At 65.5% G+C, this 25524-nt stretch carries 20 protein-coding genes, 2 tRNA genes and 2 pseudogenes; 16 read left to right on the forward strand and 8 right to left on the reverse strand.

Annotation, left to right across the window (positions count from 1 at the left end):
• Positions 1–10: 10 nt before the first annotated feature.
• Both ACKAE7_RS06605 and ACKAE7_RS06610 read right to left on the reverse strand, forming a co-directional pair.
• The gene (locus tag ACKAE7_RS06605) at positions 11–460 is read right to left on the reverse strand and encodes a globin (protein ID WP_281359071.1); all 450 of its coding nucleotides are present in this window, start codon (positions 458–460) and stop codon (positions 11–13) included.
• Between the two features lie 2 nt (positions 461–462).
• Positions 463–1149, reverse strand: coding sequence for a mechanosensitive ion channel family protein (locus tag ACKAE7_RS06610; protein ID WP_188808697.1), 687 nt, complete (start codon positions 1147–1149; stop codon positions 463–465).
• A 118-nt stretch (positions 1150–1267) separates the two neighbouring features.
• On the opposite strand from ACKAE7_RS06610, the pseudogene ACKAE7_RS06615 reads away from it, so the two are divergent.
• Positions 1268–1508 (forward strand): annotated as a pseudogene (locus ACKAE7_RS06615) (epimerase); the annotation flags it as partial.
• 67 nt (positions 1509–1575) lie between these two features.
• Here the strand turns inward: ACKAE7_RS06615 and ACKAE7_RS06620 are convergent.
• Both ACKAE7_RS06620 and pepN read right to left on the reverse strand, forming a co-directional pair.
• Positions 1576–2049: an OsmC family protein gene (locus tag ACKAE7_RS06620; protein ID WP_408978750.1), complete on the reverse strand. Its 474-nt coding sequence runs from the start codon at positions 2047–2049 to the stop codon at positions 1576–1578.
• A 9-nt stretch (positions 2050–2058) separates the two neighbouring features.
• On the reverse strand, positions 2059–4626 hold the full coding sequence (gene pepN / locus ACKAE7_RS06625) for an aminopeptidase N (protein ID WP_408978751.1): 2568 nt from the start codon (positions 4624–4626) through the stop codon (positions 2059–2061).
• 167 nt (positions 4627–4793) lie between these two features.
• Here pepN and ACKAE7_RS06630 point away from each other — a divergent pair, with 167 nt between their 5' ends.
• The 3 genes from ACKAE7_RS06630 to ACKAE7_RS06640 all read left to right on the forward strand — a co-directional run bounded on the left by ACKAE7_RS06630 (position 4794) and on the right by ACKAE7_RS06640 (position 7351).
• Positions 4794–5813, forward strand: coding sequence for a hypothetical protein (locus ACKAE7_RS06630; protein WP_408978752.1), 1020 nt, complete (start codon positions 4794–4796; stop codon positions 5811–5813).
• An 81-nt stretch (positions 5814–5894) separates the two neighbouring features.
• Positions 5895–6389 carry a ribose-5-phosphate isomerase gene (locus ACKAE7_RS06635; RefSeq protein ID WP_408978753.1) on the forward strand — a complete coding sequence of 165 codons (495 nt, stop codon included), beginning with the start codon at positions 5895–5897 and terminating at the stop codon, positions 6387–6389.
• Positions 6389–7351 carry an Fpg/Nei family DNA glycosylase gene (locus ACKAE7_RS06640; protein ID WP_190612234.1) on the forward strand — a complete coding sequence of 321 codons (963 nt, stop codon included), beginning with the start codon at positions 6389–6391 and terminating at the stop codon, positions 7349–7351. Before ACKAE7_RS06635 ends, ACKAE7_RS06640 begins: the two co-directional genes overlap by 1 nt.
• A 171-nt stretch (positions 7352–7522) precedes the next feature.
• On the opposite strand, the gene ACKAE7_RS06645 is transcribed toward ACKAE7_RS06640, so the two are convergent.
• Positions 7523–7596, reverse strand: a tRNA-Gly gene (locus tag ACKAE7_RS06645).
• A 142-nt stretch (positions 7597–7738) separates the two neighbouring features.
• Here ACKAE7_RS06645 and ACKAE7_RS06650 point away from each other — a divergent pair.
• The 6 genes from ACKAE7_RS06650 (at position 7739) to ACKAE7_RS06675 (ending at position 13034) form a co-directional block, all read left to right on the forward strand.
• A tRNA-Pro gene (locus tag ACKAE7_RS06650) sits at positions 7739–7813 on the forward strand.
• Between the two features lie 81 nt (positions 7814–7894).
• Positions 7895–9274: a trigger factor gene (gene tig / locus ACKAE7_RS06655; RefSeq protein ID WP_191035955.1), complete on the forward strand. Its 1380-nt coding sequence runs from the start codon at positions 7895–7897 to the stop codon at positions 9272–9274.
• 234 nt (positions 9275–9508) lie between these two features.
• Positions 9509–10132 carry an ATP-dependent Clp protease proteolytic subunit gene (locus tag ACKAE7_RS06660; RefSeq protein WP_188730089.1) on the forward strand — a complete coding sequence of 208 codons (624 nt, stop codon included), beginning with the start codon at positions 9509–9511 and terminating at the stop codon, positions 10130–10132.
• Between the two features lie 38 nt (positions 10133–10170).
• A complete protein-coding gene (locus ACKAE7_RS06665; RefSeq protein ID WP_188729318.1) occupies positions 10171–10830 on the forward strand; it encodes an ATP-dependent Clp protease proteolytic subunit in 660 nt (219 codons plus the stop codon).
• Between the two features lie 175 nt (positions 10831–11005).
• Entirely contained in the window at positions 11006–12286 is a 1281-nt protein-coding gene (clpX, locus tag ACKAE7_RS06670) for an ATP-dependent Clp protease ATP-binding subunit ClpX (protein ID WP_188729320.1), read from the forward strand.
• Positions 12287–12419: 133 nt separating this feature from the next.
• A complete protein-coding gene (locus tag ACKAE7_RS06675) occupies positions 12420–13034 on the forward strand; it encodes a DsbA family protein (RefSeq protein ID WP_191035956.1) in 615 nt (204 codons plus the stop codon).
• A gap of 364 nt (positions 13035–13398) precedes the next feature.
• On the opposite strand, the gene valS is transcribed toward ACKAE7_RS06675, so the two are convergent.
• Positions 13399–16020: a valine--tRNA ligase gene (gene valS / locus ACKAE7_RS06680; RefSeq protein WP_408978754.1), complete on the reverse strand. Its 2622-nt coding sequence runs from the start codon at positions 16018–16020 to the stop codon at positions 13399–13401.
• A gap of 115 nt (positions 16021–16135) precedes the next feature.
• Here valS and ACKAE7_RS06685 point away from each other — a divergent pair, with 115 nt between their 5' ends.
• The gene (locus ACKAE7_RS06685) at positions 16136–16894 is read left to right on the forward strand and encodes an SDR family oxidoreductase (RefSeq protein ID WP_408978755.1); all 759 of its coding nucleotides are present in this window, start codon (positions 16136–16138) and stop codon (positions 16892–16894) included.
• A gap of 3 nt (positions 16895–16897) precedes the next feature.
• Here the strand turns inward: ACKAE7_RS06685 and ACKAE7_RS06690 are convergent, their stop codons facing one another.
• The gene (locus ACKAE7_RS06690) at positions 16898–17977 is read right to left on the reverse strand and encodes an endonuclease/exonuclease/phosphatase family protein (RefSeq protein WP_408978756.1); all 1080 of its coding nucleotides are present in this window, start codon (positions 17975–17977) and stop codon (positions 16898–16900) included.
• A 331-nt stretch (positions 17978–18308) separates the two neighbouring features.
• Here ACKAE7_RS06690 and ileS point away from each other — a divergent pair, with 331 nt between their 5' ends.
• The 4 genes from ileS to ndk are packed head-to-tail and all read left to right on the forward strand — an operon-like array spanning position 18309 to position 23929.
• On the forward strand, positions 18309–21638 hold the full coding sequence (gene ileS, locus ACKAE7_RS06695) for an isoleucine--tRNA ligase (RefSeq protein ID WP_188808708.1): 3330 nt from the start codon (positions 18309–18311) through the stop codon (positions 21636–21638).
• A gap of 3 nt (positions 21639–21641) precedes the next feature.
• Entirely contained in the window at positions 21642–23000 is a 1359-nt protein-coding gene (locus ACKAE7_RS06700; RefSeq protein ID WP_190612247.1) for a folylpolyglutamate synthase/dihydrofolate synthase family protein, read from the forward strand.
• 4 nt (positions 23001–23004) lie between these two features.
• A complete protein-coding gene (locus ACKAE7_RS06705) occupies positions 23005–23469 on the forward strand; it encodes a DUF4233 domain-containing protein (RefSeq protein WP_188808710.1) in 465 nt (154 codons plus the stop codon).
• Positions 23470–23509: 40 nt separating this feature from the next.
• Positions 23510–23929, forward strand: a complete 420-nt coding sequence (gene ndk / locus ACKAE7_RS06710; RefSeq protein ID WP_188729332.1) for a nucleoside-diphosphate kinase — start codon at positions 23510–23512, stop codon at positions 23927–23929.
• A 63-nt stretch (positions 23930–23992) separates the two neighbouring features.
• Here ndk and ACKAE7_RS06715 read toward each other — a convergent pair whose 3' ends face one another.
• Positions 23993–24664, reverse strand: a complete 672-nt coding sequence (locus tag ACKAE7_RS06715) for a vitamin K epoxide reductase family protein (protein ID WP_188808711.1) — start codon at positions 24662–24664, stop codon at positions 23993–23995.
• Positions 24665–25103: 439 nt separating this feature from the next.
• Here ACKAE7_RS06715 and ACKAE7_RS06720 point away from each other — a divergent pair.
• Positions 25104–25524, forward strand: a pseudogene (locus ACKAE7_RS06720) (ribonuclease E/G); the annotation flags it as partial.

Raw genomic sequence — 25524 nt, forward strand, 5'->3', positions numbered from 1 at the left:
GCGCCATCGGTCACGGCGCTGAAGGGCTGTTCACCATGGACAGTGCAGCGCGCTCCATGTAGTCCCACAGGGTGCCCTCGTACAGCGGCGGAAGTTCCAGGGCGTCCACAGCCTTGCGCATGTGGAACAGCCAGCGGTCCTTGGCCTCAGGTGTCACCTTGAACGGCATGTGCCGCATGCGGAGCCGGGGGTGGCCCCGTTCCTCGCCGTAGGTGGTGGGCCCGCCCCAGTACTGCTCAAGGAACATCAGGAAGCGGCGCTTCGCCGGTGCAAGGTCCTCTTCGGGGTACATCGGCCGCAGCAGGGGATCCGTCGCCACGCCGTCGTAGAAGACATCGATCAGCTTCACGAAGGTGTCGTGCCCGCCCACGGCATCATAGAAGTTGTCGGTGTAGCCGGGCTTGCTGAACGGATCGTTCTGCATCAGCTGCGGCCTCTGCGGTTCGATGGGAATCGTCATCGCTATTCTCCGGCTTTCTGCTCGGTCTTGGTGTTCTCGGCGCCGTGGTCCGAGCCCTGGTCCGTGGTGCCGTCCGGCGACTCGTGCAGGGGCACGTAGGTGCCCTGGGAGCGGTTGCCGACCCGCAGGATCTCGCCGTTGCGCAGGTACCAGATGGCGCCGTCGTCGGACCGGACGCGGGTTATGCGCAGGCCCATTGATTCCACCACGCCCACCACCTCGCTGGTTTCGATCACGTCGCCGATACCGAACTGGTCTTCAATGGTAATGAAAATACCTGCCAGGAAGTCGCGGATCAGCTGCTGGGCGCCGAAGCCGATGGCCACACCCAGGATGCCGACGCTGGTCAGCAGGGGTGCGATGTTGATGTCCAGGTTCTGCAGGACGTACATGCCGGTGATGACCACCACCAGTACTCCCACGATGCTGTTGAGCAGTGAACCGATGGTTTCCGCACGCTGTACGCGCCGTTCATGGTCCAGGGCCCTGAAGGCAGGGGCGGCCCACTTGAAGGTGGGTTTTTTGAAGAAGTTGCTGCCTGCCGCCACGCGCCGGGTGATGCGGGAGATGACGAAGGTGGCCACCAGCCAGATGGCAACGCCGACGCCGAGGCTGATCACGATGCCGGTGACGCTGATGCCGTCCGGCTCGCTGGCGGCGGAAGGAAGGATGGACAACGTGCTGACCATAAGGGGGTAGTACTCCTGCTGTTGTTTGGCTGTGCCGGGAAGGGAGTGCCGTGCTGCCGGTTACGCCCGGCGCGGACGGCTCTGTTCTCCTTCAACACTATCGCCGCAGCCTCTCAACATGCGCATTCTCGTCCTCGGCGGAACGGCCTTCCTCTCCGCAGAAATCGTCCGCAGCGCCGTGGCGGCCGGGCATGACGTCATTTGCCTGGCGCGCGGTTCCGCCCCAGGATGCATCCTGGCTCAGGGCGGACCGTTCACTGGGCGGGAACGCCTACGCCGACGCGACGGGGGAGTCGGACGCCGTGGTCGACGTCGCCCGCGATCCTGTCCCTGCCACTGAGGCGCTCGAGGCCCTCGCAGAACTGAGTAGCGCTATGTGTCGTTTTGAGCCCTGAAAACGACACTTAGCGCTACCTGGTTGGGCCATCAGGCCGTTAGCGTCACCGGTTCATGCCCCACCGGGAAGTTCACGCTGCGGGCAATGAAGCACACCTGGTTCGCCTCATGGTGCAGCCGGCCGGCCAGCTCCACCTGCGCCGGATCCGCCACCGTAACCGTCGGGCGCAGCGTTACACTCTCAAACTGGCCGCTGCCGTCCCGGTTCAGCTTCAGCGTCCCGGACGCCTCGTCGCGGTAGTCCGTGACCACCACGCCGTGCTTTACGGCCACGTGCAGGTAGGAGAGCATATGGCACTGGGCCAGGGCCGCCAGGAGCAGCTGCTCCGGGTTGTAGCGCTCCTTGTCCCCGTGGAACGTGGGGTCCGCTGAGCCCTTCAGGACCGGCAGCCCGGGAATCAGGATGTTGTGGGCCCGGGAATAGCCCCGGTAGGAGGACGTCCCCTCACCCAAATTGCCCGTCCACTGGACGGTCAGCCCATACCGGTGCTCACTGAGTCCCATCCCGGCCTCCTACGCCTCGCCCGGGAGGACATCAGCCGCGCGGGCGCGCAGTGCCCGGGCAACGCCGTCGCGGTTTTCCAGCATCATCCGGCGCAGCGCGGCGCTCGCCGGCGGAAGCGCCGCCAGGAAGCCGTCCGTGCGGTCAACGGTCGCCTGGGTGGTCAGCAGCGCCGGGTAGAGTCCGACGACGATCTGCTGGGCCAGTGCGTGGGTGCGGGTTTCGACGATGCCCGGCACCGCCTCGAAGTACTTCTCGGCGTAAGGCTCCAGCAGGGTGCGGTCCAGGACCCGCATGAAGCCGGTGACCGCCGAACCCTGGAGCGCGTTGGAGAGTTCGCCCTTGACCACGATGGACTCCCAGGCTTCCGCCTTGGCTTCGGGGGTGGGGATGGCAGCTTTGGCAAGGGCCGCGGCGTTCTGGCCGCTGGAGGTGTTGTCGCGCTGGAGTTCGGCATCAATGCCGTCCTGGCCGAGGCGTCCGCCGGCCACCAGGGAAGCCACCAGCTCCCAGCGCAGGTCCTGGTCCACGGCCAGCCCCTCCAGGGTGGCCGAACCGTCCAGGAGCCCCGCCACCGTGTCCAGCTGGGGCCCGCTGCGGGCCAGCAGTGCAAAGGACTTGACGAACTGCAGCTGCGCGTCGGATCCGCCGGCCACCCCGGACGCCAGGTCCCACAGCCGGTCCGCGGCTGCCACCGCGGTGGCCTCGCGGTGCTTCTCCGCAACGTAGAAATTCAGGGTGGTGGCCAGCTGGCGGAGCTGGACCAGGATCACGGAGGAATCAGACTCCGCCGCCACATTGGCGAGGACCAGGTCAATGTACCGCCGTGCCGGTGTCTCGCCGTCGCGGGCGGCGTCCCAGGCCGAGTTCCAGACCAGGGTCCGCGGCAGGCTCTGGCTGAAGTCCTTCAGGTGGGCCGTGGCTGTTGCCAGGGACTTTTCGTCCAGCCGGACCTTGGCGTAGGCCAGATCGTCATCGTTGACCAGGACCAGGTCCGGCCGGGCAAGCCCCACCAGCCCGGGCACCTCGGTGCGTCCGCCGTCGACATCCAGCTCCTCGCGGTGCACCCGCTCAAGCTTGCCGGACCCGTTGAGGTTGTAGAAACCCACCGCCAGGCGGTGCGGCCGGATCGTGGGCCACTCCTCAACCGCAGACTGCACAATCGCGAAGGACGTGAGCACGCCGTCGCCGTCCACTTCAAGCTCCGGCGTCAGGGTGTTCACCCCGGCGGTTTCCAGCCACTGCCGGCCCCAGTCGTCAAGGTCGCGGCCGCTGGCCTTCTCCAGTTCCACCAGGAGGTCGCTCAGCTCGGTGTTCTGCCAGGAATGCTTGGCAAAGTATTCACGCACCCCGGCCATGAACTGTTCCGGGCCAACCCACGCCACCAGCTGGCGGAGGACGGAGGCGCCCTTGGCGTAGGTGATGCCGTCGAAGTTGACCTCGACGTCCTGCAGGTCGTTGATCTCGGCAAAGATCGGGTGCGTGGTGGGCAGCTGGTCCTGGCGGTAGGCCCAGGACTTCTCCACGGAGGCGAAGGTGGTCCACGCGCTGGTGAAGGACGTCGCCTCCACCGCCGCGAGGTGGGACATGTATTCGGCAAAGGACTCGTTGAGCCACAGGTCGTTCCACCAGCGCATGGTCACCAGGTCCCCGAACCACATGTGGGCGAGCTCGTGCAGCACCGTGATGGCACGGCGTTCGATCTGGGCTTCCGTGACGTTGCTGCGGAAGACGTAGCCTTCCAGGATGGTCACCGCCCCGGCATTTTCCATGGCGCCGGCGTTGAACTCCGGAACAAACAGCTGGTCGTACTTCTCGAACGGGTAGGGGCAGCCGAACTGCGCCTCGAAGAATGCGAAGCCCTGGCGGGTGAGGTCGAAGATGTTCTCGGCGTCCAGGTACTGCATCAGCGACTTCCGGGCGAAGACGCCCAGCGGAATGGTCCGCCCGTCGGAGCTCACCACTTCACTGCGCACGGACTGGTAGGGGCCGGCAATCAGCGCCGTGACGTAGGAGGACAGCCTCGGCGTGGGGGAGAAGGACCAGACGGAACGGGCGCCGCCGTCGTCCCCGGGCGTGGTCTCCAGGGGTGCGGGCGTGGGGGAGTTGGAGATGACGTCCCAGTGCGAGGGCGCGGTGACCGTGAAGGTGAACGCCGCCTTCAGGTCGGGCTGTTCGAACACGGCGAACATCCGGCGCGAATCCGGAACCTCGAACTGGGTGTACAGGTAGACCTCGTTGTCCACCGGGTCCACGAAGCGGTGCAGGCCCTCACCGGTGTTCATGTAGGGCGCATCGGCCACGACGGTGAGCTCGTTCTGCTCCGCGAGCTCCGGCAGCTGGATCCTCACGCCGTCGGCCACCGCGGCCGGATCCAAGCTCCTGCCGTTCAGGGTGACGCTGTGGACGGCGGAGGTGACAGCGTCAATGAAAGTGGAGGACCCGGGCCTGGCGCTGAACTTCACGGTGGTGGTGCTGCCGAAGACGTCTGCGCCGCGGGTCAGGTCCAGGCTGACCTCGTAGGACTCGACGGAAATCAGCTTGGCACGTTCATTGGCTTCAACTCGCGTGAGATTCATACCTGGCACAGGGACCTCCAGAAAGATTGCGTCTGCGCAGCTGGCGGTGCCCAGCGGCGGCACTGCTCATTCTTGCATTCCTTCAGCGCCGGAAACGTAGCGCGGCTCACAGCGGACGGGGAAAGAGTCAGGACGCCAGGTGCCTGCAGCCGGAGTAGCGTTGGATCATGGGCAAGCTTATGGATTCGGTGGACGCCAGGGCGCTGCGCTTCGCCGCAGGGTTTCCGGTGGTCCTTGCCGCCGGTTTTGTGGTGTGCGCCTTCCTGATCCGGCCGGACCTTCCCGAGCCGCTCGCCGTCAGGTGGACGGACGACGGCGGCGCGGCCTTCGCGCCCTTCGGCACCTATGTGGGGGTGGGGGCGGCGGCGATCGTGGCGGCGGGCTGGCTGGTCCTCTCCCAGGCTGTGAGCCTCAACAGGCCTGCCATCATGCGACGGATCATGATGGGTGCCGGACTGTTCCTCAGCCTTTTTGTCACCAGCGTCGTCGCTGCCGGCCTGGTGGGGCAGGCAGGGCTGGCAGATGCCCGGGAATCCCATGTGGACATGACGGTCCTCGCGCTGGGAAGCGGTGCGGCCGTGGCGCTGGGCGTCATCATCGCCTTCGTTTTCAAGGCCGACCAGCAGTGGTCGCTCGACGATGACCGCGCGTTGCAACTCACCCTCGCCAGGGAAGCGGACCCGGACCTGGCGCGGGACAGCATCCGCCTCTGGGTGCACGCCCGCAGTTCGGTCTTCATCATGATCGCCATAGCGTCGCTGTTTCCCTCCGCGCTGATCACGGTCGCCGTGCCCTGGCTTGGGATGCTTTTGGTGCTCCTCGCAGTGGTGGGCGCCGCCTTCCTGTTTGCCCGGATCAAAGCCGACCGGCAGGGCCTGAAGGTCCTCCTGGCCGGCATCGTGCCGGTCATGAACGTGCCGGCGGGAGCCATCTCCGGCGCCACGGCGGCAGAAGTGAAGGCGGCAGACTATGGCGGGTGGGGCTACCGGCACCACGGCGCAACCTCAGCCATGCTCGTCAGCAGCGGCCCTGCCGTCGTCGTCAGCAAAACTGACGGCCAGCGCCTCGCGGTGAGCGGCGGCAGCCCCGCGTCCGCTGCCAGGCTGGCTGAAGTCTTGACCCGTGTTGCCGCAAGGGCACGCCGCGGAGGGGGCGGCCAGCCACCAGCCGCCCAGCCGGAGTCCTAGTATCCTTGACCCTGTTGTCCTGACCCTCGCCTGCGCCGTCCCGGCCGGCTGCCGGCGCCCCCAACCGAACGGATTCTGCTCGTGACTTCTTCCCCTGCTTTCCCGCGGGTCCATATCGCCACCGACCACGCAGGCATGGAGCTCAGCGCCCACCTGGTGCAGCACCTGTCCGCCAAGGGATACGAGGTGGTGGACCACGGTCCCAAGGCCTACGACGCACAGGATGACTACCCGTCGTTCTGCATCAACGCCGCCCTTGCGGTGGTTGCGGACCAGCAGGCAGGCATCCACGCCCTGGGCATCGTGCTGGGCGGCTCGGGCAACGGTGAGCAGATTGCCGCCAACAAGGTCAAAGGCGTTCGTGCCGCCCTGGCCTGGAACCACTCCACCGCCGTCCTGGCCCGCGAGCACAACGACGCCAATGTCGTTGCCGTGGGGGGCCGCCAGCACACCGTGGAGGAAGCCACTGAGCTCATCGAGGCCTTCCTGGCGGAGCCTTTCAGCAACGATGAACGCCATGTGCGCCGCATCGGCATGATTGCCGCCTACGAAACAACCGGCGAGGTTATCGAGTAGTGCCTGAAGGGCATTCCGTCCGCAGGCTGGCGCGGCAGTTCGGGGACGTCTTTGGCGGCCGCCGGCTCAGTGTGTCCAGTCCGCAGGGCAAATTCAGCGCAGGCGCCGCGCTGCTGGACGGGCACACCCTCCTCGCGGCCGAAGCGCACGGCAAGCACCTGTTCCTGCACTTCGACAACGCCCTGGTGCTGCACGTGCACCTTGGGCTGTACGGGGCCTGGAGCTTCGGCGGCGACAGCACTTTCGCCGGATCGTCCAGCATCGGTGCGCCGCGCCGCGTGGGGGAGCGGGAAACCTTTGCGGAAGGAAGCGACGACGGCGGAGGCGCGGGCAGCGACGGGGACGACGCCTACGCTGGTCCGCCGGCACCGGTGGGCGCCGTCCGGGTCAGGCTGGCCAGCAGCAACGGCTGGGCCGACCTCCGGGGTGCCACCACGTGTGAGGCCATCACCCTGGCCGAGACTGACATGGTGCGGGCCCGGCTGGGGCCGGATCCCCTGGTCAACCGCCGGGGCGACGCCGGGCGTTTCGCCGCCAACCTCCACAGCCGCAAGGCACCCGTGGCCGCGCTCCTGATGGACCAGAAGATCATTGCCGGCGTGGGCAACGTGTATCGGGCGGAAGTCCTGTTCCGGCGGCGGCTGGACCCCTGGCTGCCGGGCAGCAACCTTGCGGACAGTGAGGCGCGGAAGCTGTGGCGCGACGTCGTCTCCGTGATGAACGACGGCGTTGCCGACGGCAGGATCATCACCACGACGCCCCGCTACTGGACGGGAAACGGCAAGGCGTCCAAACCCGCGGCCGAAGCCGCCGCGATGAAGAGCGGCACCTTTCCCGCCCGGGACAACGCCCATTTTGTGTACAAGCGTGACGGATTGCCCTGCCGGGTCTGCGGCACCACGGTGCTGGCCGCAGAGCTGGTGGGCCGCAAGCTGTACTGGTGCCCGTCCTGCCAGTCCTGAACACGGCGCCGGTGGTCCTGGGGCGAACCGGACTGGGGCACTTCGGCACGGACACGCCGTCTTCCGCCGCAGATTGCGGCACCTGAGCCCTCAAAGCGCCCCACGATGGCTTGCCGGTGCCGTCGTTTTTAGGACATGAAAAAGGCCCCTCAACTGAGGGGCCTTCATTTCTGGAGGGGACGACGGGAATCGAACCCGCGTAATCAGTTTGGAAGACTGAGGCTTTACCATTAAGCTACGTCCCCGGAAGAAGCTGCATCTGCAACATTAGCAGGCTTGCGACTTCGGGCTGGCTGTTCAAGCCGGATACAACTAAACCTAATCCATGGCCTACGTGTCAAATGTGCAAACTCGCCGCGTATGACCGTAGACTTGCCTGTGCACTTACGGGGTGTAGCTCAGCTTGGCTAGAGCGCCTGCTTTGGGAGCAGGAAGTCGCAGGTTCAAATCCTGTCACCCCGACTCTGCGGCCCGGACCTGTTGGCCTGGGCAAAACATTGCGTTTGCAGAAACCCATCCCACAAACCCAGGAGTACTTAGACCGTGAAGAGCGCTGTCGAGAACCTCACCCCCACGCGGGTCAAGCTCAATGTTGAGGTCCCCTTTGAGGAATTGAAGCCCAGCATCGACTCGGCCTACAAGACCGTTGCTTCGCAGATCCAGGTCCCTGGCTTCCGTAAGGGCAAGGTACCGGCAAAGCTCATCGACCAGCGCGTTGGCCGCGGCTACGTCCTGGAGACTGCCATCAACGAAGGCCTCAACGGCTGGTACCAGGCTGCCGTGCAGGAATCCGGCATCCGTCCCCTGAGCCGTCCCGAGGTTGAAATCACCGAGGTTCCGGACCCGTCGGCTACCGACGGCGGCCTGAAGTTCGCTGCCGAGGTTGACGTCCGTCCCGAGATTGAACTCCCGGACTACGCAGGCATCAAGGTTGAGGTTGCAGCCGCCGAATCGTCCGAAGCAGACGTGGACACGGCCCTCGACGAACTGCGCGGCCGCTTCGGCACGCTCAAGTCGGTCGAGCGCCCCGCTGCCGACGGTGACTTCCTCACCATCGACATCACCGCCACCATCGACGGCGAAGAGGTTGACTCCGCCGCCGGCCTGTCCTACCAGGTTGGTGCCGGCACCATGCTCGACGGACTCGACGAAGCCGTCACCGGCCTCAGCGCCGATGAGGACGCCATCTTCAACACCACCCTGGTGGGCGGTGACCACGCCGGCGAAGAGGCCCAGGTCAAGGTTGTTGTGAAGGCCGTCAAGGAGCGCGAACTCCCCGAGGCAAACGACGACTTCGCCCAGCTCGCTTCCGAGTTCGACACCCTGGCCGAACTCCGCGAGGACCTGGCCAAGCAGGCTGCCGACTCCAAGGTTGTTGAGCAGGGCGTCGAGGCCCGGGACAAGGTACTGGACAAGCTCGTTGAGCTCGTTGAGGTTCCCGTTCCGGATTCCGTGGTCGAGGAGCAGCTCGAAGCCCACTTCAAGGAGGGCAACGGACACGGCGAAGGCGAGCACGACACCGAGGAACACCGCGAAGAGGTCCGCGCCAACACGGCCCGTGCCTTCCAGAACGAAATCATCCTCGACGCCATTGCCGAGAAGGAAGAAGTCAACGTCAGCCAGAACGAGCTGATCGACTACATCGTCACCACGGCAAGCCAGTACGGCATGGACCCGAACCAGTTCGCCCAGATCATCGACCAGAGCGGCCAGGTGCCCATGATGGTCTCCGAGGTCCGCCGCCGCAAGGCGCTGGCTGTTGTCCTCGGCCAGGCCGAGGTCACTGACACCGAGGGCAAGGTTGTCGACCTCAGCGACTTCGTGCGCCCCGGCGGCGAAGAGGAAGCTCCGGCAGCCGAGGCTGTTGAAGTTGAAACCGAAGAGAGCGCAGCTGACGAGGACAAGGCAGAGGCCAAGGCCTAGGCTTTAGGACGCGCCGCCTAAGGGCCCCCGGATCACACGATCCGGGGGCCCTTCGCGTTAAAATCCGGCCGCTGCCGGACCTGCCCGGCCGATCGTGCGCCGTCAGCGAACAGCCGCGGCTGCGCGAACAAAACGCCGGTGAAACCGGTTAGTGTCCAAGTAGTGATTTTCAGTGATGTCACCGTCACCAGCGAGAGGTTAGTACACATGTCACAGCACCCAGAGTCCCCCCGGATGGCGACTGTCGATCCTGCAGCCCAGGACAACTACATCTACAACCGGCTCCTCAAGGAGCGGATCATCTGGCTCGGCTCAGAGGTGCGTGACGACAACGCCAATGCCATCTGCTCGCAGCTGCTGCTCCTGTCCGCGGAGAACCCGGAAAAGGACATCTACCTTTACATCAACTCACCGGGCGGCTCCGTGACCGCCGGCATGGCCATCTACGACACCATGCAGTTCATCCCGAACGACGTCGTGACGGTTGCCACCGGCCTCGCTGCATCCATGGGGCAGTTCCTGCTCTCGTCCGGCACCAAGGGCAAGCGCTATGCCACCCCGAACGCCCGCGTCCTGATGCACCAGCCGTCGGGCGGCATTGGCGGCACGGCCTCTGACATCAAGATCCAGGCCGAGCTTATCCTCCACATGAAGAAGGTCATGGCCGAACTGACTGCCGAGCAGACCGGGCAGACCGTTGAGACCATCCTCAAGGACAACGACCGTGACAAGTGGTTCACGGCCACCGAAGCGCTTGAGTACGGCTTCTTCGACAAGATTGCCGCCCACGCCGGTTCGGTGTCAGGTGGCGGCGGAACTGCCAACGGAACCTCCGGCGAGTCAGCGTCCGAGAAGTAATCCGGCATTTAGAACACTTAGATCAGGAGCACCAAAAAATGACCTACAACTTCGGATCGACTGCCGGCAACCTCCCGACCAGCCGCTACGTCCTGCCCCAGTTCGAAGAGCGCACACCGTACGGTTTCAAGCGCCAGGACCCTTACACCAAGCTCTTCGAGGACCGCATCATCTTCCTCGGTGTCCAGGTGGATGATGCCTCCGCCGATGACGTCATGGCCCAGCTGCTGGTCCTCGAGTCCACCGACCCGGACCGCGACATCACGCTGTACATCAACTCCCCGGGCGGTTCCTTCACCGCCATGACGGCCATCTACGACACCATGCAGTACATCCGACCGGAGATCCAGACGGTATGCCTGGGCCAGGCTGCAAGCGCCGCGGCGGTCCTGCTGGCGGCAGGTACTCCCGGCAAGCGCCTTGCCCTGCCCAATGCCCGGGTCCTGATCCACCAACCGGCCCTGTCCGGCGGCCAGGGCGGCCAGGCCTCGGACCTCGAAATCCAGGCTGCCGAAGTCATGCGCATGCGCTCCTGGCTCGAGGACACGCTGGCACACCACTCCGGACGGACGTCGGAGCAGGTCAACAACGACATCGAGCGCGACAAGATCCTCACGGCCGCGGAAGCCCAGACGTACGGCCTGATCGACCAGGTCCTGGATTCCCGCAAGATCAAACCGCAGGCAATCACCAGGTAGCGGTAAAGTAATGGGCCGGTGGGGCCAATCAATTGGCCCCACCGGCCTTTTCCTTCCACCCTGGGAAGCTAATGTGACCTAGAGTGGATGTTGTCACAACCGGTCCATGCAGGCTGGTGAAGATTCCAGCAACGGTGCGAGGCTGCCTGGCAGCAAGATACTAAGGGGTTCACATATGGCTCGGATTGGCGAGAGCACGGATCTGCTGAAGTGCTCTTTCTGCGGAAAGAGCCAGAAGCAGGTGCGCAAGCTCATTGCCGGGCCCGGTGTCTACATCTGCGATGAATGCATTGAGCTCTGCAACGAGATCATCGAAGAGGAACTCGCGGAAGTTGCCGATCTGGGGAGCTTCGAACTCCCCAAGCCCCGCGAGATCTTTGATTTCCTGCAGGAATACGTCATCGGCCAGGAACCCGCAAAGCGTTCCCTCGCCGTCGCGGTCTACAACCACTACAAGCGCATCCAGGCCGGCCACGCACCCAAGTCCGGAAGCCTTGCTGATGGCGGGCATCATGACGACGTCGAAATCGCCAAGTCGAACATCCTCCTGATCGGGCCTACAGGGTGCGGCAAGACCTACCTGGCCCAGACCCTGGCACGGCGGCTGAACGTCCCGTTCGCCGTCGCCGATGCGACGGCCCTGACCGAGGCCGGCTACGTGGGCGAGGATGTGGAGAACATCCTCCTCAAGCTCATCCAGGCCGCTGACTACGACGTCAAGAAGGCCGAGCAGGGCATTATCTACATCGATGAGATCGACAAGATTTCACGCAAGAGCGAAAACCCCTCCATCACCCGGGACGTCTCGGGCGAGGGCGTCCAGCAGGCGCTGCTGAAGATCCTTGAGGGGACCGTTGCTTCCGTTCCTCCCCAGGGCGGCAGGAAGCACCCGCACCAGGAATTCATCCAGATCGATACCACCAACGTGCTGTTCATCGTTGCCGGCGCCTTCGCGGGCCTCGAGGAGATCATCGGATCCAGGTCCGGGCGGAAGGGCATCGGCTTTGGAGCCCCCCTCAACGAGGCCAGCAAGAAGGTGGACTCCTATGGCGAGGTGATGCCGGAAGACCTGCTGAAATTCGGCCTCATTCCCGAATTCATCGGCCGGCTGCCCGTCATCACCACCGTGTCCAACCTGGACCGCGACGCATTGATCCAGATCCTGTCCACACCCAAGAACGCCCTGGTGAAGCAGTACCAGAAGATGTTCCAGATAGACGGCGTTGAGCTGGTGTTTGACGACACCGCCCTGGACGCCATCGCCGAGCAGGCGCTGGAGCGCGGGACCGGCGCCCGTGGGCTGCGTGCCATTATGGAGGAAGTACTGCTGCCCGTGATGTTCGATCTCCCAAGCCGCGAAGACGTCGCCAGCGTGGTCATCACGGAGGACGTTGTCCTGAAGGGTGCCGAACCAACCATCGTTCCGCACGTCACCAAACGCCGTAAGTCTGCCTGATTCGACCGTACGGCTACTCCCTGAACAGCCAGTCCCGGGTCGGTCTGTACCGGTCCGGCGCCGACACCCCGCACCACCCCCCCCGACACACCGTGGCATCCCTGCGCCACGGAGACCAGCGAAGGAATGCCCCATGACGAATTCCGTGAAGAATAAGGCCGATTTCTGGTTCGATCCGCTGTGCCCCTTCGCCTGGATCACGTCCCGCTGGATCGGCGAAGTGGAAGGCGTCCGCGACATCGAAACGGAATGGCACGTCATGAGCCTGGCGGTCCTCAACGAGGGCCGCGACCTTGAACCTGCCTACCGCGAATCCATGGACAACGCCTGGGGCCTGGTCCGTGTGATCATTGCAGCGCAGCAGCAGCATGGCGATTCAACAGTCAAGGCGCTCTACGATGCCATGGGCTCGTTGATCCACGAATCCGGCGAGCAGGACCGTGACGTGGTCATCACCAAGGCGCTTGCCGACTGCGGGCTTCCCGCCACCCTTGCCGCGGCCGCCTCAACGGATGCCTTCGACGACCAACTCCGGGCAAGCCACCAGGAGGGCATCTCGCTGGTGGGCCAGGACGTCGGAACTCCGGTCGTGGCCTTCAACGGAACCGCGTTCTTCGGTCCCGTACTTACCAGGATTCCCCGCGGGGAGGAGGCCGGCAAACTGTGGGACGCCACCACAGCCATTGCCGCCTACCCGCACTTCTTTGAGCTCAAGCGCAGCCGCACCGAACGGCCCGAGTTCACTTAGGACTGGTCCGCCCGGTTCTCACGGCAGGGCTCCAAGAGCCCCGGTAGAACTACAACCAAGTAGTTCTACCGGGGCTCTTGCGCTTGCCGGTGGGCAGGACAACAATGGTTCTTACCCACTTCGAAAGAAGAGGGACGCAGGAACCAAAGATTCAGTGATATGTCATCTGACGCAGCCATCGGCAAAGCCAGATGCAAGCTACCAGTGACGTGGTAGGAAGACCTGAAGATTCAGAGGATCCTGCCAGACCATCAAGACGTCACCGGATGGCCGAAAAGTCGAAGCCCCACCAACGGCAAAACGCTGATGGGGCTTCCCCTTTGCCCTGAAACAGGTCCGGCCCTGAAACAGGGCCGGACCTGGGCTACGCTTTCGCCGGCTCTTCCGTCGCGGCAAGTGCCACGTCGCTGACACTCAGCTCGCCCTCGCCGACCGCCAGGATGATCTCGCGGGCGTTGGAGGCTGCCTTCAGGTCAGCCAGGCCGGCCTGCAGCTGCGCGGTCAGTGATTCCGGCGCCGTGATGGTCGCGGTAAGGACCTCGGTGCGCTGCTTGACCTTCGCTTCGGACTTGGCTTTGCGGACGCCGCTGAGGGCCACCCCAACTGTTGCGAGCATGGCAGTGTCGCCGCCCGGGACATCCAGCGGTGCGGGCCACTGGGCGCGGTGGACGGAGCCACTGCGCCACCAGCTCCACACCTCTTCGGTGGCGAAGGGCAGGAAGGGCGCGAAGAGCCGCAGCAGGGTGTCCAGGGTGGTGGCCAACGCTGCCAGCACGGAAGCCTGTTCGGCCTCACCGGCGGCGCCGTAGGCCCGGTCCTTGATCAGCTCCACGTAGTCATCCGTGAACTGCCAGAAGAAGCTTTCCGTGATCTGCAGCGCCCGTGCGTAGTCGTAGTTGTCAAAGGCCTTGGTGGCCTGGGCCACTACCTCCGACAGCTGAGCCAGGACCGCCCGGTCCAGCGGATTGGCCAGGACGGAAAGGTCGGTGGACAGCACGGAGTCTTCCGTGGCGCCCAGGTTCAGCACGAACTTGGATGCGTTCAGCAGTTTGATGGCCAGGCGCCGGCCGATCTTCATCTGCGCAATCTCGTAGGCCGTGTCGGCTCCGAGCTTTGCGGAGGCCGCCCAGTAGCGGACAGCGTCGGAGCCGTACTCCTCCAGCACGTCGGTGGGTACCACCACGTTGCCCTTGGACTTGGACATCTTCTTGCGGTCGGGGTCCAGGATCCAGCCGGAGATGGCCGCGTGCTTCCAGGGGGCGGTGTTCTCCAGGGCGTCCGCGCGGACCACGGAGGAGAAGAGCCAGGTCCGGATGATGTCGTGGCCCTGCGGGCGGACGTCAAAGGGGAAGACTTTGCCAAAGAGGTCCTCGTCGCGCTTCCAGCCGCCAACGATCTTGGGCGTGAGGGAGGACGTGGCCCAGGTGTCCAGGATGTCCGCGTCGCCCGTGAAGCCGCCGGGAACGTCGCGCTGGGATTCGTCGAACCCGGGAGCGGCGTCCGCAGCCGGATCCACGGGCAGCTGTTCGTCGGACGGGACGATGGGGGAGTCGTAGTCCGGGTTGCCGTCGGCATCCAGCGGGTACCAGACCGGGATGGGCACGCCGAAGAAGCGCTGGCGGGACACCAGCCAGTCGCCGTTCAGGCCGGCAATCCAGTTCTCGTAGCGCGAGCGCATGAAAGCGGGGTGGAAGTCGATCTCGTGCCCGCGTGCAATAAGGCGTTCGCGGCGGTCCTCGTCCCGGCCGCCGTTGCGGATGTACCACTGGCGGGAGGTGACCACTTCAAGGGGCTTGTCGCCTTTTTCATAGAAGTTCACGGGGTGCATGATCTTCTTGGGCTCGCCCTCGAGCAGTTCGGCGGCGGTCAGGAGCTTCACCACTTCTTCCTTGGCGCTGAAGACGGTCTTGCCCGCAATCGCGGCGAAGGCTTCGCGGCCAATGTCGGTGGTGATCCATTCGGGAGCTTCGCTGACAATCCGTCCGTCGCGGCCCACGATGGCCCGGGTGGGCAGCTGCAGTTCGCGCCACCAGGTGACGTCGGTGAGGTCACCGAACGTGCACACCATGGCGATGCCGGAGCCCTTGTCCGCCTTCGCCAGCGGATGCGCCTTGACCTCAACCTCCACGCCGAACAGGGGGGATGTGACCTTCTTGCCGAACAGCGGCTGGTACCGTTCGTCGTCGGGATTCGCCACCAGGGCGGCGCAGGCCGCCAGCAGTTCCGGACGGGTGGTCTCGATGTAGATCTTCTCCCCGTTCTCGGTGAAGAACGGGTAGCGGTAGTAGGCGCCGGGCATCTCGCGGTCCTCGAGTTCCGCCTGTGCCACGGCGGTCCGGAACGTGACGTCCCAGAGCGTGGGTGCCTCTGCCATGTAGGCGTCGCCCGCAGCCAGGTTGGCCAGGAAGGCGCGCTGTGAGACTGCCCGCGAGTTGTCGTCGATGGTGCGGTAGGTGAGCTCCCAGTCAACGGACAGGCCAAGGGTCTGGAAAAGGTTTTCGAAGACCTTCTCGTCCTCAACGGCCAGCTCTTCACACAGTTCGATGAAGTTCCGGCGGGAGACGACGTCGAAGTCCCGCTGGTTCTTCGCAGGCTGCGCCGGCGCCCGGTAGTCGGGGTTGTACGGGATGGAAGGGTCGCAGCGGACGCCGTAGAAGTTCTGCACCCGGCGTTCGGTGGGCAGGCCGTTGTCGTCCCAGCCCATGGGGTAGAAGACGTTCTTGCCGGTCATCCGCTGGTAGCGTGCCAGCACGTCGGTCTGCGTGTAGGAGAACATGTGCCCCACGTGGAGCGATCCGGAAGCGGTGGGCGGGGGAGTGTCGATCGAGTAGACCTGGTCCCGGGTGGTTTCCCGGTCGAACTTATAGGTCCCGTCGGCCAGCCACCGCTGCGTGAGGGCAGCTTCGAGGCCTTCGAGGGCCGGCTTGTCCGGAACGTTGATGGGGGCGGTGGTGGGCGTGTCTGTACCCTGCGTGTCTTCAGCCATGTGCCAATTGTTTCATGTCCGGGCCTGTCCGCCCGCCCGCTGCGGCGCCGGGCGCGAGTTCCCCCTGGCGGGAAAATCGGCGTCGTCCCTCGTGCCATCCCGCTATGGTGGTGCCATGACTGACGTTTCGCAGAAGAAGGCAGCTTTGGTGACCGGCGCGAGCAGCGGAATCGGGGAGGCCACCGTCCGCGCCCTGGCGGCGGACGGCTGGAGGGTGTTTGCTGTGGCGCGCCGCGCAGACCGCCTGGCCGAACTGGAGAAGGAGACCGGCGCCGTCGCGCTCCCCGCCGACATTTCCGAGGACGACGACGTGTCCCGGCTTGTGTCGCAGGTGACCGAAGCGGGGGGAATCGACACGCTGGTCAACATCGCCGGCGGCGCCAGGGGCGCGGACACCATCGGCTCCGCCAGCACCGGGGACTGGGAGTGGATGTACCGGGTGAACGTGCTGGGCACCATGAAACTCGTCAAGGCGTTCCTGCCCATGCTGCGGGCCAACGGCGAAGGGACAATACTGAACCTCACCTCCACCGCCGGGCTGGCGGCGTACGAGGGCGGTGGCGGCTACAACGCGGCCAAGTTCGCCCAGCGTGCCCTGACGGAGGCACTGCGCCTGGAGGAAGCCGAGCACAACGTCCGCGTGATCGAAGTGGCGCCCGGGCTGGTCCAGACCGAGGAGTTCGCCCTGAACCGGCTTGGTGACCGGCATGCAGCGGACAAGGTGTACCAGGGCGTGGAGAAGCCGCTCACGGCCGGCGACGTCGCCGACGTGGTCCGCTATGCGGTCAGCGCTCCGCACCACGTCAACCTGGACCAGATCGTCATCCGGCCGGTGGCGCAGGCCTCCAACTACAAGCTCATCCGCAAGGCCTAGCGCCTAGGGCAGGACCAGGCGCGCCACCACCGCGGCATGGTCCGTTCCCGGAAGCGTGACCACGTCAAAGTCCACCACCTCGATGCCGGGGCTAACCAGGATATGGTCGATGGCCACGAACGCCGGGGCCGGTGAATTTACGGGCCACGTGGGGGCCAGCCCCTTGCCGGTCACCTGCGCGGCGTCGGACAGCCCCGTGGCCAGGAGATCCCTGAACTCACCGTGGTCCGCGCTCGCGTTGAAGTCGCCCAGCAGGATGGCAAGCCGGCTGTCCGGTAGTACCTGCCACAGTCCGCCCAGCTGCCGCAGCTCCTCCCGCCACGACGTGATGTGCCCCCTGCGCGGTGAGTCCACGTGGACCGCCGTCAGGTGCACCGGGCCGGAGGCAGTGGGAATGCCGGCCACGGCGCGGCTTTGATGGAAGGCCGAGCCGGGCACGCGTTCCACCTGCTCGAGGGGGAACCGCGAGAAGAGGGCGCTTCCAACTTTGTCCCAGTCCACATCCGTGGCGCGCGACGGCATCAGGGTCCCCAGCCCTGCCTTATCCAGTGCCTTCAGGCCGGCGGGCGCAAGCTCCGGCAGGGCCAGGACGTCCACATTGCGGTTCCTGACCTCTGCCAGCAGGGCGCCGGGGTCCACACCCGTGTACCCCACGTTCACCGCCATGACTGTCAGCACCGGACCCGGGGCCAGGTCCGTTGGCGGGGCAGGGGACTTGACGTTTGCCGGCTGCACGTTTCCGGACGGCGGCGTGGCCAGCGTGCCGGGCGGCACCAGGCGGTCCAGCACCCAGCCGAGCTGGACGGCCAGCAGCGCCGCCACGAGGGCTGGGGCCACGGCACTGCGGGGTCCGGTGTTACGGAAGAGGGGGACGACGGCGGCCGCAAGCGCCGCCGTCGTTGTGATCAGCCCCGCGGGAAAGAGGGCCAGAAGCTGGATCCAGGGGGTGCCGACGTCCCACGGAACCATGCGCAGGAACACCAGGGCAGCACCCGGCATGGCCAGGACGACGGCGGCAGCCGACCACCGGGACCACGACCGGCGGGGCCTGCCGCCGCGCACTCCGGCCCCGTACTCTCGCATAGGTTCCATTATTGGTGGCCCGGGCCCGGAAATAGTAGACTCAAACGGCTATGACCCGGCAATCACCGGTGAGCTTCCGGAAGAACACGCGGACCGCCCTGGCAAACAACAGGGGCCACGCGCCAGTAGAACCGGACGGGTAAGCCCGTCACAGCAGTAATGAGTGGCCGTCGCGGCACACGTTCCCCCGGGAAACGTGCAGCGCCGGTAAGTGAGGTGGTACCGCGGTGAGCGTGGGGTCCGGACGGACACCACAGGATCCGTCCTCGCATCCTGAACGGAACACAAGGCGCAAGCCGGCAGTTCGCCAAGCTCAACCCAGGATGTCGACATGTCGTATTACCCCAAGGCCTCAGCCTCCACCGGCCCTTCGTCCAGCGGCGGTGCCGCCGTTTCCGCCTCCGTGAAGTTTCCGGAGATCGAAGAGCGCATCCTGAAGTACTGGGACCAGGACGGCACCTTCCAGGCCAGTATCGACCAGCGGAGCGCGGACGCCCCGGGCGGGGAGCCCGGCAGCAACGAGTTCGTCTTCTATGACGGCCCGCCCTTCGCCAACGGCCTGCCCCACTACGGGCACCTCCTCACCGGCTACGCCAAGGACCTGGTGGGCCGCTACCAGACCCAGCGCGGGAAACGCGTTGAGCGCCGGTTCGGCTGGGACACCCACGGCCTGCCCGCCGAGCTGGAGGCCATGAAGCAGCTGGGGATGACGGACAAGACCCAGATCGAAGCCATGGGCATCGACAAGTTCAACGACGCCTGCCGTGCCTCCGTCATGAAGTACGCCGACGAATGGCGGAACTACGTGACCCGCCAGGCGCGGTGGGTGGACTTCGACAACGACTACAAGACCCTCAACGTGGAGTACATGGAGTCCGTCCTCTGGGCGTTCAAGCAGCTTCACGAAAAGGGACTGACCTACAACGGCTACCGCGTGCTGCCGTACTGCTGGAAGGACGAGACGCCGCTGTCCAACCATGAGCTGCGCATGGACGACGACGTCTACAAGAACCGCCAGGACCAGACGGTCACGGTAACCTTCCCCATCACGGCAGGGGAGTCGGACCTGTCCCGGCAGCTCTCCGGCGTCCAGGCCCTCGCCTGGACCACGACGCCCTGGACGCTGCCCACCAACGCCGCGCTCGCCGTCGGCCCTTCCATCACCTACGCCGTGCTGCCGGCCGGCCCCAACGGCATCAAGGCCGCCGCTGCGGACGCGCCCGTCACGGGCAGCTTCCTGCTGGCCGCGGACCTCGTGGGCAACTACGCCAAGGACCTGGGCTACGACGATTTCGAGGCCGCCCAGGCCGCTGTTGTTTCCACCCACACCGGCGCCGAGCTGGAAGGCCTGGCGTACCAGCCGCTGTGGAGCGATTTCGCGGACAACGAAAAGTACGGCATGGAGAACGCCTGGCGCTTCCTGGTTGCCGATTACGTCACCACCACCGACGGTACCGGCATCGTGCACCAGGCTCCGGCCTACGGCGAGGACGACCAGAAAGTCTGTGAGGAAGCCGGCATCCCGGTGGTCCTCTCTGTGGACGAGGGCGCCAAATTCCTGCCCCTCTTCAAGCACGGCGACCTGCACGACATCGTGGGCTTGCAGGTCTTCGAGGCCAACAAGCCCATCACCCAGGTGCTGCGCGCCCAGGGCCGGCTGGTCAAGCAGGCCAGCTACGAGCACAGCTACCCGCACTGCTGGCGCTGCCGCAACCCGCTGATCTACCGCGCCGTCTCTTCCTGGTACGTGGAAGTCACCAAATTCAAGGACCGGATGTCCGAACTGAACCAGGAGATCAACTGGATCCCCGGCAACGTCAAGGACGGCCAGTTCGGCAAGTGGCTGGAAAACGCCCGCGACTGGTCCATCAGCCGCAACCGGTACTGGGGCAGCCCCATCCCGGTGTGGCAGTCCAGCGACCCCGAATATCCCCGCACCGACGTCTACGGCTCGCTCGCCGAGATCGAGGCGGACTTCGGCCGCCTGCCGCTGAACAAGGACGGCCAGGTGGACCTGCACCGCCCGTTCATCGACGAACTCACCCGGCCCAACCCGGACGATCCCCGCACCCCAGAAGAGGGCCAGTCCGTCATGCGCCGCGTGGAGGACGTCCTGGACGTCTGGTTCGACTCCGGCTCCATGCCGTACGGCCAGGTCCACTACCCGTTCCAGAACGAGGCCTGGTTCGACACCCACAACCCGGCTGACTTCATCGTGGAGTACATCGGCCAGACCCGCGGCTGGTTCTACATGCTGCACATCCTCTCCACGGCCCTGTTCGACCGGCCGGCCTTCCGCAACGTCATCAGCCACGGCATCGTGCTGGGCTCCGACGGACAGAAGATGTCCAAGAGCCTGCGCAACTACCCGGACGTCTCCGAGGTACTGGACCGCGACGGCTCGGATGCCATGCGCTGGTTCCTGATGTCCAGCCCCATCCTGCGCGGCGGCAACCTGGTGGTCACCGAGCAGGGCATCCGCGACGGCGTCCGCCAGGTCATCCTGCCGCTGTGGAACGTGTACAGCTTCTTCACGCTGTACACCAACGCCGCGGCCGGCGGCTCGGGCTACGACGCAAAGCTCCGCTACGACGGCTACGCCGACACCCTGGACCAGTACCTGCTGGCCAACACCGGCGAGCTGGTCGGCACCATGACCGAACGGCTGGACGACTACGACATCTCCGGTGCCTGCGACGCCCTGCGCAGCTACCTGGACATGCTCACCAACTGGTACGTCCGCAGGAGCCGCCAGCGGTTCTTCGACGAGGACCAGGATGCCTTTGATGCGCTCTACACCGCACTGGAGACGGTGTCCCGCACAGCGGCATCCCTGCTGCCGCTGGTGTCGGAAGAGATCTGGCGCGGGCTCACCGGCGGACGGTCCGTCCACCTGGCAGACTGGCCGGACGCTGCGCTGTTCCCCGCCAACCCGGACCTGGTCCAGGCCATGGACAAGGTCCAGCAGATCTGCTCCACGGGCTCTTCCCTCCGCAAGGCTGCGAACCTTCGCGTCCGCCTGCCGCTGCAGGAACTGACGGTTGTGGCACCCGGCGCCGATGCGCTGCAAGGTTTTGCCGCCGTCGTCGCAGATGAGCTGAACCTCCGCTCCGTCAGGCTGCTGGATGCGGCCACGGCCTCGCCGGAAGAGTTCGGAATCCAGCAGAAACTCGTGGTCAACGCCCGCGCCGCGGGCCCGCGCCTGGGAAAGAACGTCCAGCAGGCCATCAAGGGCTCCAAGTCAGGCGACTGGTCGGTGTCCGAGGCAGGCGTGGTCACCGCGGGCGGCCTGGAGCTGGAGCCGCAGGAATACACCTTGGAAACCGTCGTGGCAGAGTCCGACGGCGGTGCCGCGTCCTCCAAGGCAGTGGCGGTCCTGCCCGGCGGCGGGTTCGTGGTCCTCAACACCGAGGTCACTCCTGAGCTCGAGGCGGAAGGCCTGGCCCGCGACATGGTCCGTGCCATCCAGCAGGCGCGCAAGGACGCCGGACTCAATGTCAGCGACCGGATCCGGACCACCGTCACGGCGCAGCAGAACGTCGTCGACGCCCTGCTGGCCAACGCCGGCCTGGTGAAGGGCGAGACCCTGTCCGTGGAACTCACGGCGGAACCCGGGGACGCCGCAGAGCCGGCCGTCGCCGTCGAAAAAGTAGGGGCCTGATCCATGACTGATGAATTTTCCGTAGAGAGCGTCTACGCCGAGCTGCTGGGCCGGGCGCCGGAAAACAAGATGGAGCCGCGGCTGGCCCCGCTGTTCCGGGCGATGGATGTGCTGGGCGAGCCGAACAAGGCGTTCCCGATCATCCACGTCACCGGGACCAACGGCAAGACCTCCACCGCCCGCATGATCGAATCCGTCCTGCGGGCCCACGGCCTGAGCACCGGACGGTACACCAGCCCGCACCTGTCCAAGGTGACGGAGCGGATCAGCATCGACGGGCACCCGGTCCCCGATGAGACCTTCGTCCGCATCTGGGACGAAATCCGCCCCTACCTGCAGATCGTCGACTCCGAACTCGAGGCTGCAGGCGAACCGCGGCTCACCTACTTCGAATGCCTCACCATCCTGGGTTTCGCCATTTTCGCGGACCAGCCGGTCAATGTGGCCGTCATTGAGGTTGGGCTCGGGGGCATCACGGATGCCACGAATGTGGGGGACGGGCAGGTTTCCGTGATCACCCCCATCTCGCTGGACCACACGGACCTGCTGGGTGAGACCACGGAGGACATCGCGTACGAAAAGGCCGGCATTATCAAGCCCGGCGGCTACCTCATCAGTGCCGCCCAGCCTCTGGATGCTGCCCAGGTCCTGCTGGACAAGGCCAAGGACGTGGGGGTGCCGTTCCGCTTCGAAGGCGTGGAATTCGGCGTCGAATCCCGGACCGTTGCCGTGGGCGGGCAGGTGGTGAGCATCCAGGGCATCGCCGGCCGCTACCCGGAACTGCTGGTCCCGCTGCACGGCGCCCACCAGGCACAGAACGCCGCGGTGGCCGTGGCGGCTCTGGAAGCCTTCTTCGGGGGAGAAAAGGAACTCGACTTCCAGGTGCTCCAGGAGGGCTTCTCGAATGTCACGTCGCCGGGCCGCCTAGAAGTGGTGCGGACAGCTCCCACCATCGTGGTGGACGCTGCCCACAACCCGGACGGCATCAAGGCCTCCGCAGCCGCCCTGCAGGAAGCCTTCACCTTCACCAGGCTTGTGCCGGTGGTCGGAGTGCTCAAGGAGAAGGACGCCGAGGAGATCCTCCGCCAGCTCAAGGAATCCCTGGGCGGGATGGCGGAGGAGTTCTGCTTCACGCAGTCGAACTCCCCGCGGGCCGTGCCGGCCGCTGAGCTGGCCGAACTGGCGGTTGAGCTTGGCTTCGGCGAGGACAACGTGCACATCGCCGAAAAGCTCGACGATGCCCTTGAATGGGCGGTGGAACGCGCCGAAGCCAATGACGACCTCTCCGGGGGAGTGCTGGTCACCGGCTCCATCACGCTCGTGGCCGAGGCACGGATCCTGCTCGGAAAGACGGAGGCCTGATTCCATGGCCAAGTTGACCAAAGCGCAGCGCGAGTGGCGGCCGGGCATGCCCAAGAAGCGCCGCTCAACCAAGGTGATGTTCGCTTCCACGGTCCTCCTGCTGGAAGCCTTCGTGATGTTCTTCGCCACCCTGGCGGTGTTCGGCCTGCGGCGGGGGGAGTTCCCGCCGGCGGTCATCCTGGGGGTGGGGATTGCGCTGTGCGTGGTGATGATTGTTGCGTGCGCCTTCCTCACCAAGCCTTGGGGCATCGGCTTGGGCTGGATCCTTCAGCTGGTCCTGATCCTCACCGGGATCTTCGAGCCGGCCATGTTCCTGGTGGGCACCCTGTTCGCGGCGGCGTGGTGGTACGGGATCCGCACAGGAATCCGGCTGGACCGGGAAGCCGGGGAACGGGCCCGCGAACAGGCTGCCTGGGAAGCCGCCCATCCGGACGGGGCCGGGCCCGGCCAGCAGCCGCACTCACCGTAGACTTGACCCCGAAACCCCTTACCAACGCATTGGAGCAGTTGTGACTACTGAGCGCACCCTCGTCCTGATCAAGCCCGACGGCGTCGCCCGCAACCTTACCGGCGCCATCCTGGCCCGGATCGAAGCCAAGGGCTACACCCTGGCTGAGCTGAAGAAGGTTGACGCCTCACGCGAACTCCTGGAGCAGCACTATGAGGAGCACGTGGGCAAGCCCTTCTACGAGCCCCTTGTGGAGTTCATGCTCTCCGGACCCGTGGTGGCGGCCATCTTCGAGGGCCACCGTGTCATCGAGGGCTTCCGTTCGCTGGCCGGCACCACCGATCCCACCACGGCAGCTCCCGGCACCATCCGCGGCGACTTCGGCCGCGACTGGGGCCTGAAGGTCCAGCAGAACCTGGTCCACGGCTCCGACTCCGCCGAATCCGCCGGGCGCGAGATCAAGATCTGGTTCCAGGGCTGACAGCCCAGGGACAGCAAAAAGCCCCTGGTTCCTCGGAACCAGGGGCTTTTTCCGTCAGCAGGCCTAGAATCCTGAGGTTCCGGCGAACACCTGGATGAAGGCGAAGAAGATGGTGGCGATGACGGCCACATACAGCAGGGCGGTGATGATCCAGCCGGAGTCACCCAGGATGCGGGCGGCGTTGGCGGGGACAGGGATGACCCCGGCGCTGATGTTCCGGATGGTCACCCAGACAAAGAGCGGGATCATGGCCGCCCAGACAACCATGCAGAACGGGCACAGAATGTGGATGACGTAGAGGGCCTGGGACCACAGCCACACAACGAACGCGAAACCGAGCGTGACCCCGGCCTGCAGGCCCAGCCAGTACCACCGCGCAAATTGGGCGCCGGCCAGCAGTGACATGCCCACGGTGATGGTGATGGCGAACGCCACGATGCCGATAAACATATTGGGGAAGCCAAACAGCGAGCTCTGCCACGTCTGCATCACCTGGCCGCAGGAGATCCACGGGTTCACGTCGCACACCGTGGTGTGGTTGGGGTCCCTGAGCACCTCCAGTTTTTCCAGCACCAGGGTTCCGGAGGCCAGCCAGCCGATGATCCCGGTAATGACCATCAGCCAGCCGAGCGGCCGGTCACGGGTCATCGGCGGGCGGGCTCCGGCTGTACTGCTGTCCGGATCCACAGTCCGTTCCGGCGCGTGGGTGCCGCTCAAGGGGGAGATGCTGGGCATTGGCAAGGCGTCCTTTTCGTCGGGTGGTCCTTGCCCGATTGTAACGCCGGACGCTGGAAAGACGTTCCAGGAAAGGGAACTGGTGATGCTGCTTCCGCTGTGGAATAGCCGGGGTATGAGAGAATGAACGTGGCTGGAACCCGATCCACATTCGGAGTCCAGTCCGGCAGCTTGTTCGCAAGACCGCCTATGATGAGCAGCGCAGGCTTTGGATTCTTCGATCCGAACTCCGCAACTCCATGGGGCGGCACCTGGTTGTGGCGTGTGGAACAACGGGTTCTGGAACATCCTGCCGGCCCCCACGGGCTGCCGCACCCCACTGCCGGTGCGAACCTGGGGGTATCCACTTGACTTCTGTCAACGCCTGCGGGTTTTGACAATATGTGCCCCAATGGGTGCCGGATGTGGCGGTACGTCAGGGGCAGGAGTGTTGCCACATATGGATAATGAACAAGTTGTAGCCGTTAACGATGAAGCAGCGTCCGTGGACGCCGACTCCGCGCCGAAGAAGGCCACAAGGACCCGGCGGAAGGCCGCTCCAAAAACCGGCGAGGCCGTGGCCACTGAGGCTGCCTCCGACGCCGTCACCACAGAGGCCGGGGCCGCAGAAGCTGCGGCAGACGAAGCCAAGGCGCCCGCCCGCCGGAGCCGTTCGCGGAAGAAAGTCGAGACCGCCGAGCCGCTTCCCGTCTTTGCTGCGGAGGCCGGCGCCGAAGCCGGGATCACCAACAACGCCAACGACGACGGCGCGCAGCAGGCGCTTGCCGCTGGGCCTGCAGAGGTTGCCGCGGAAGAATCGAAGCCCGTCCGGCGCCGCCGGGTTGCCACCCGCAAGACCTCCGCCCCCGCCGTCGCGGAGG

Origin of the sequence: Pseudarthrobacter sp. NKDBFgelt (assembly GCF_046097905.1) — a bacterium.
GTDB lineage: Bacteria > Actinomycetota > Actinomycetes > Actinomycetales > Micrococcaceae > Arthrobacter > Arthrobacter polychromogenes.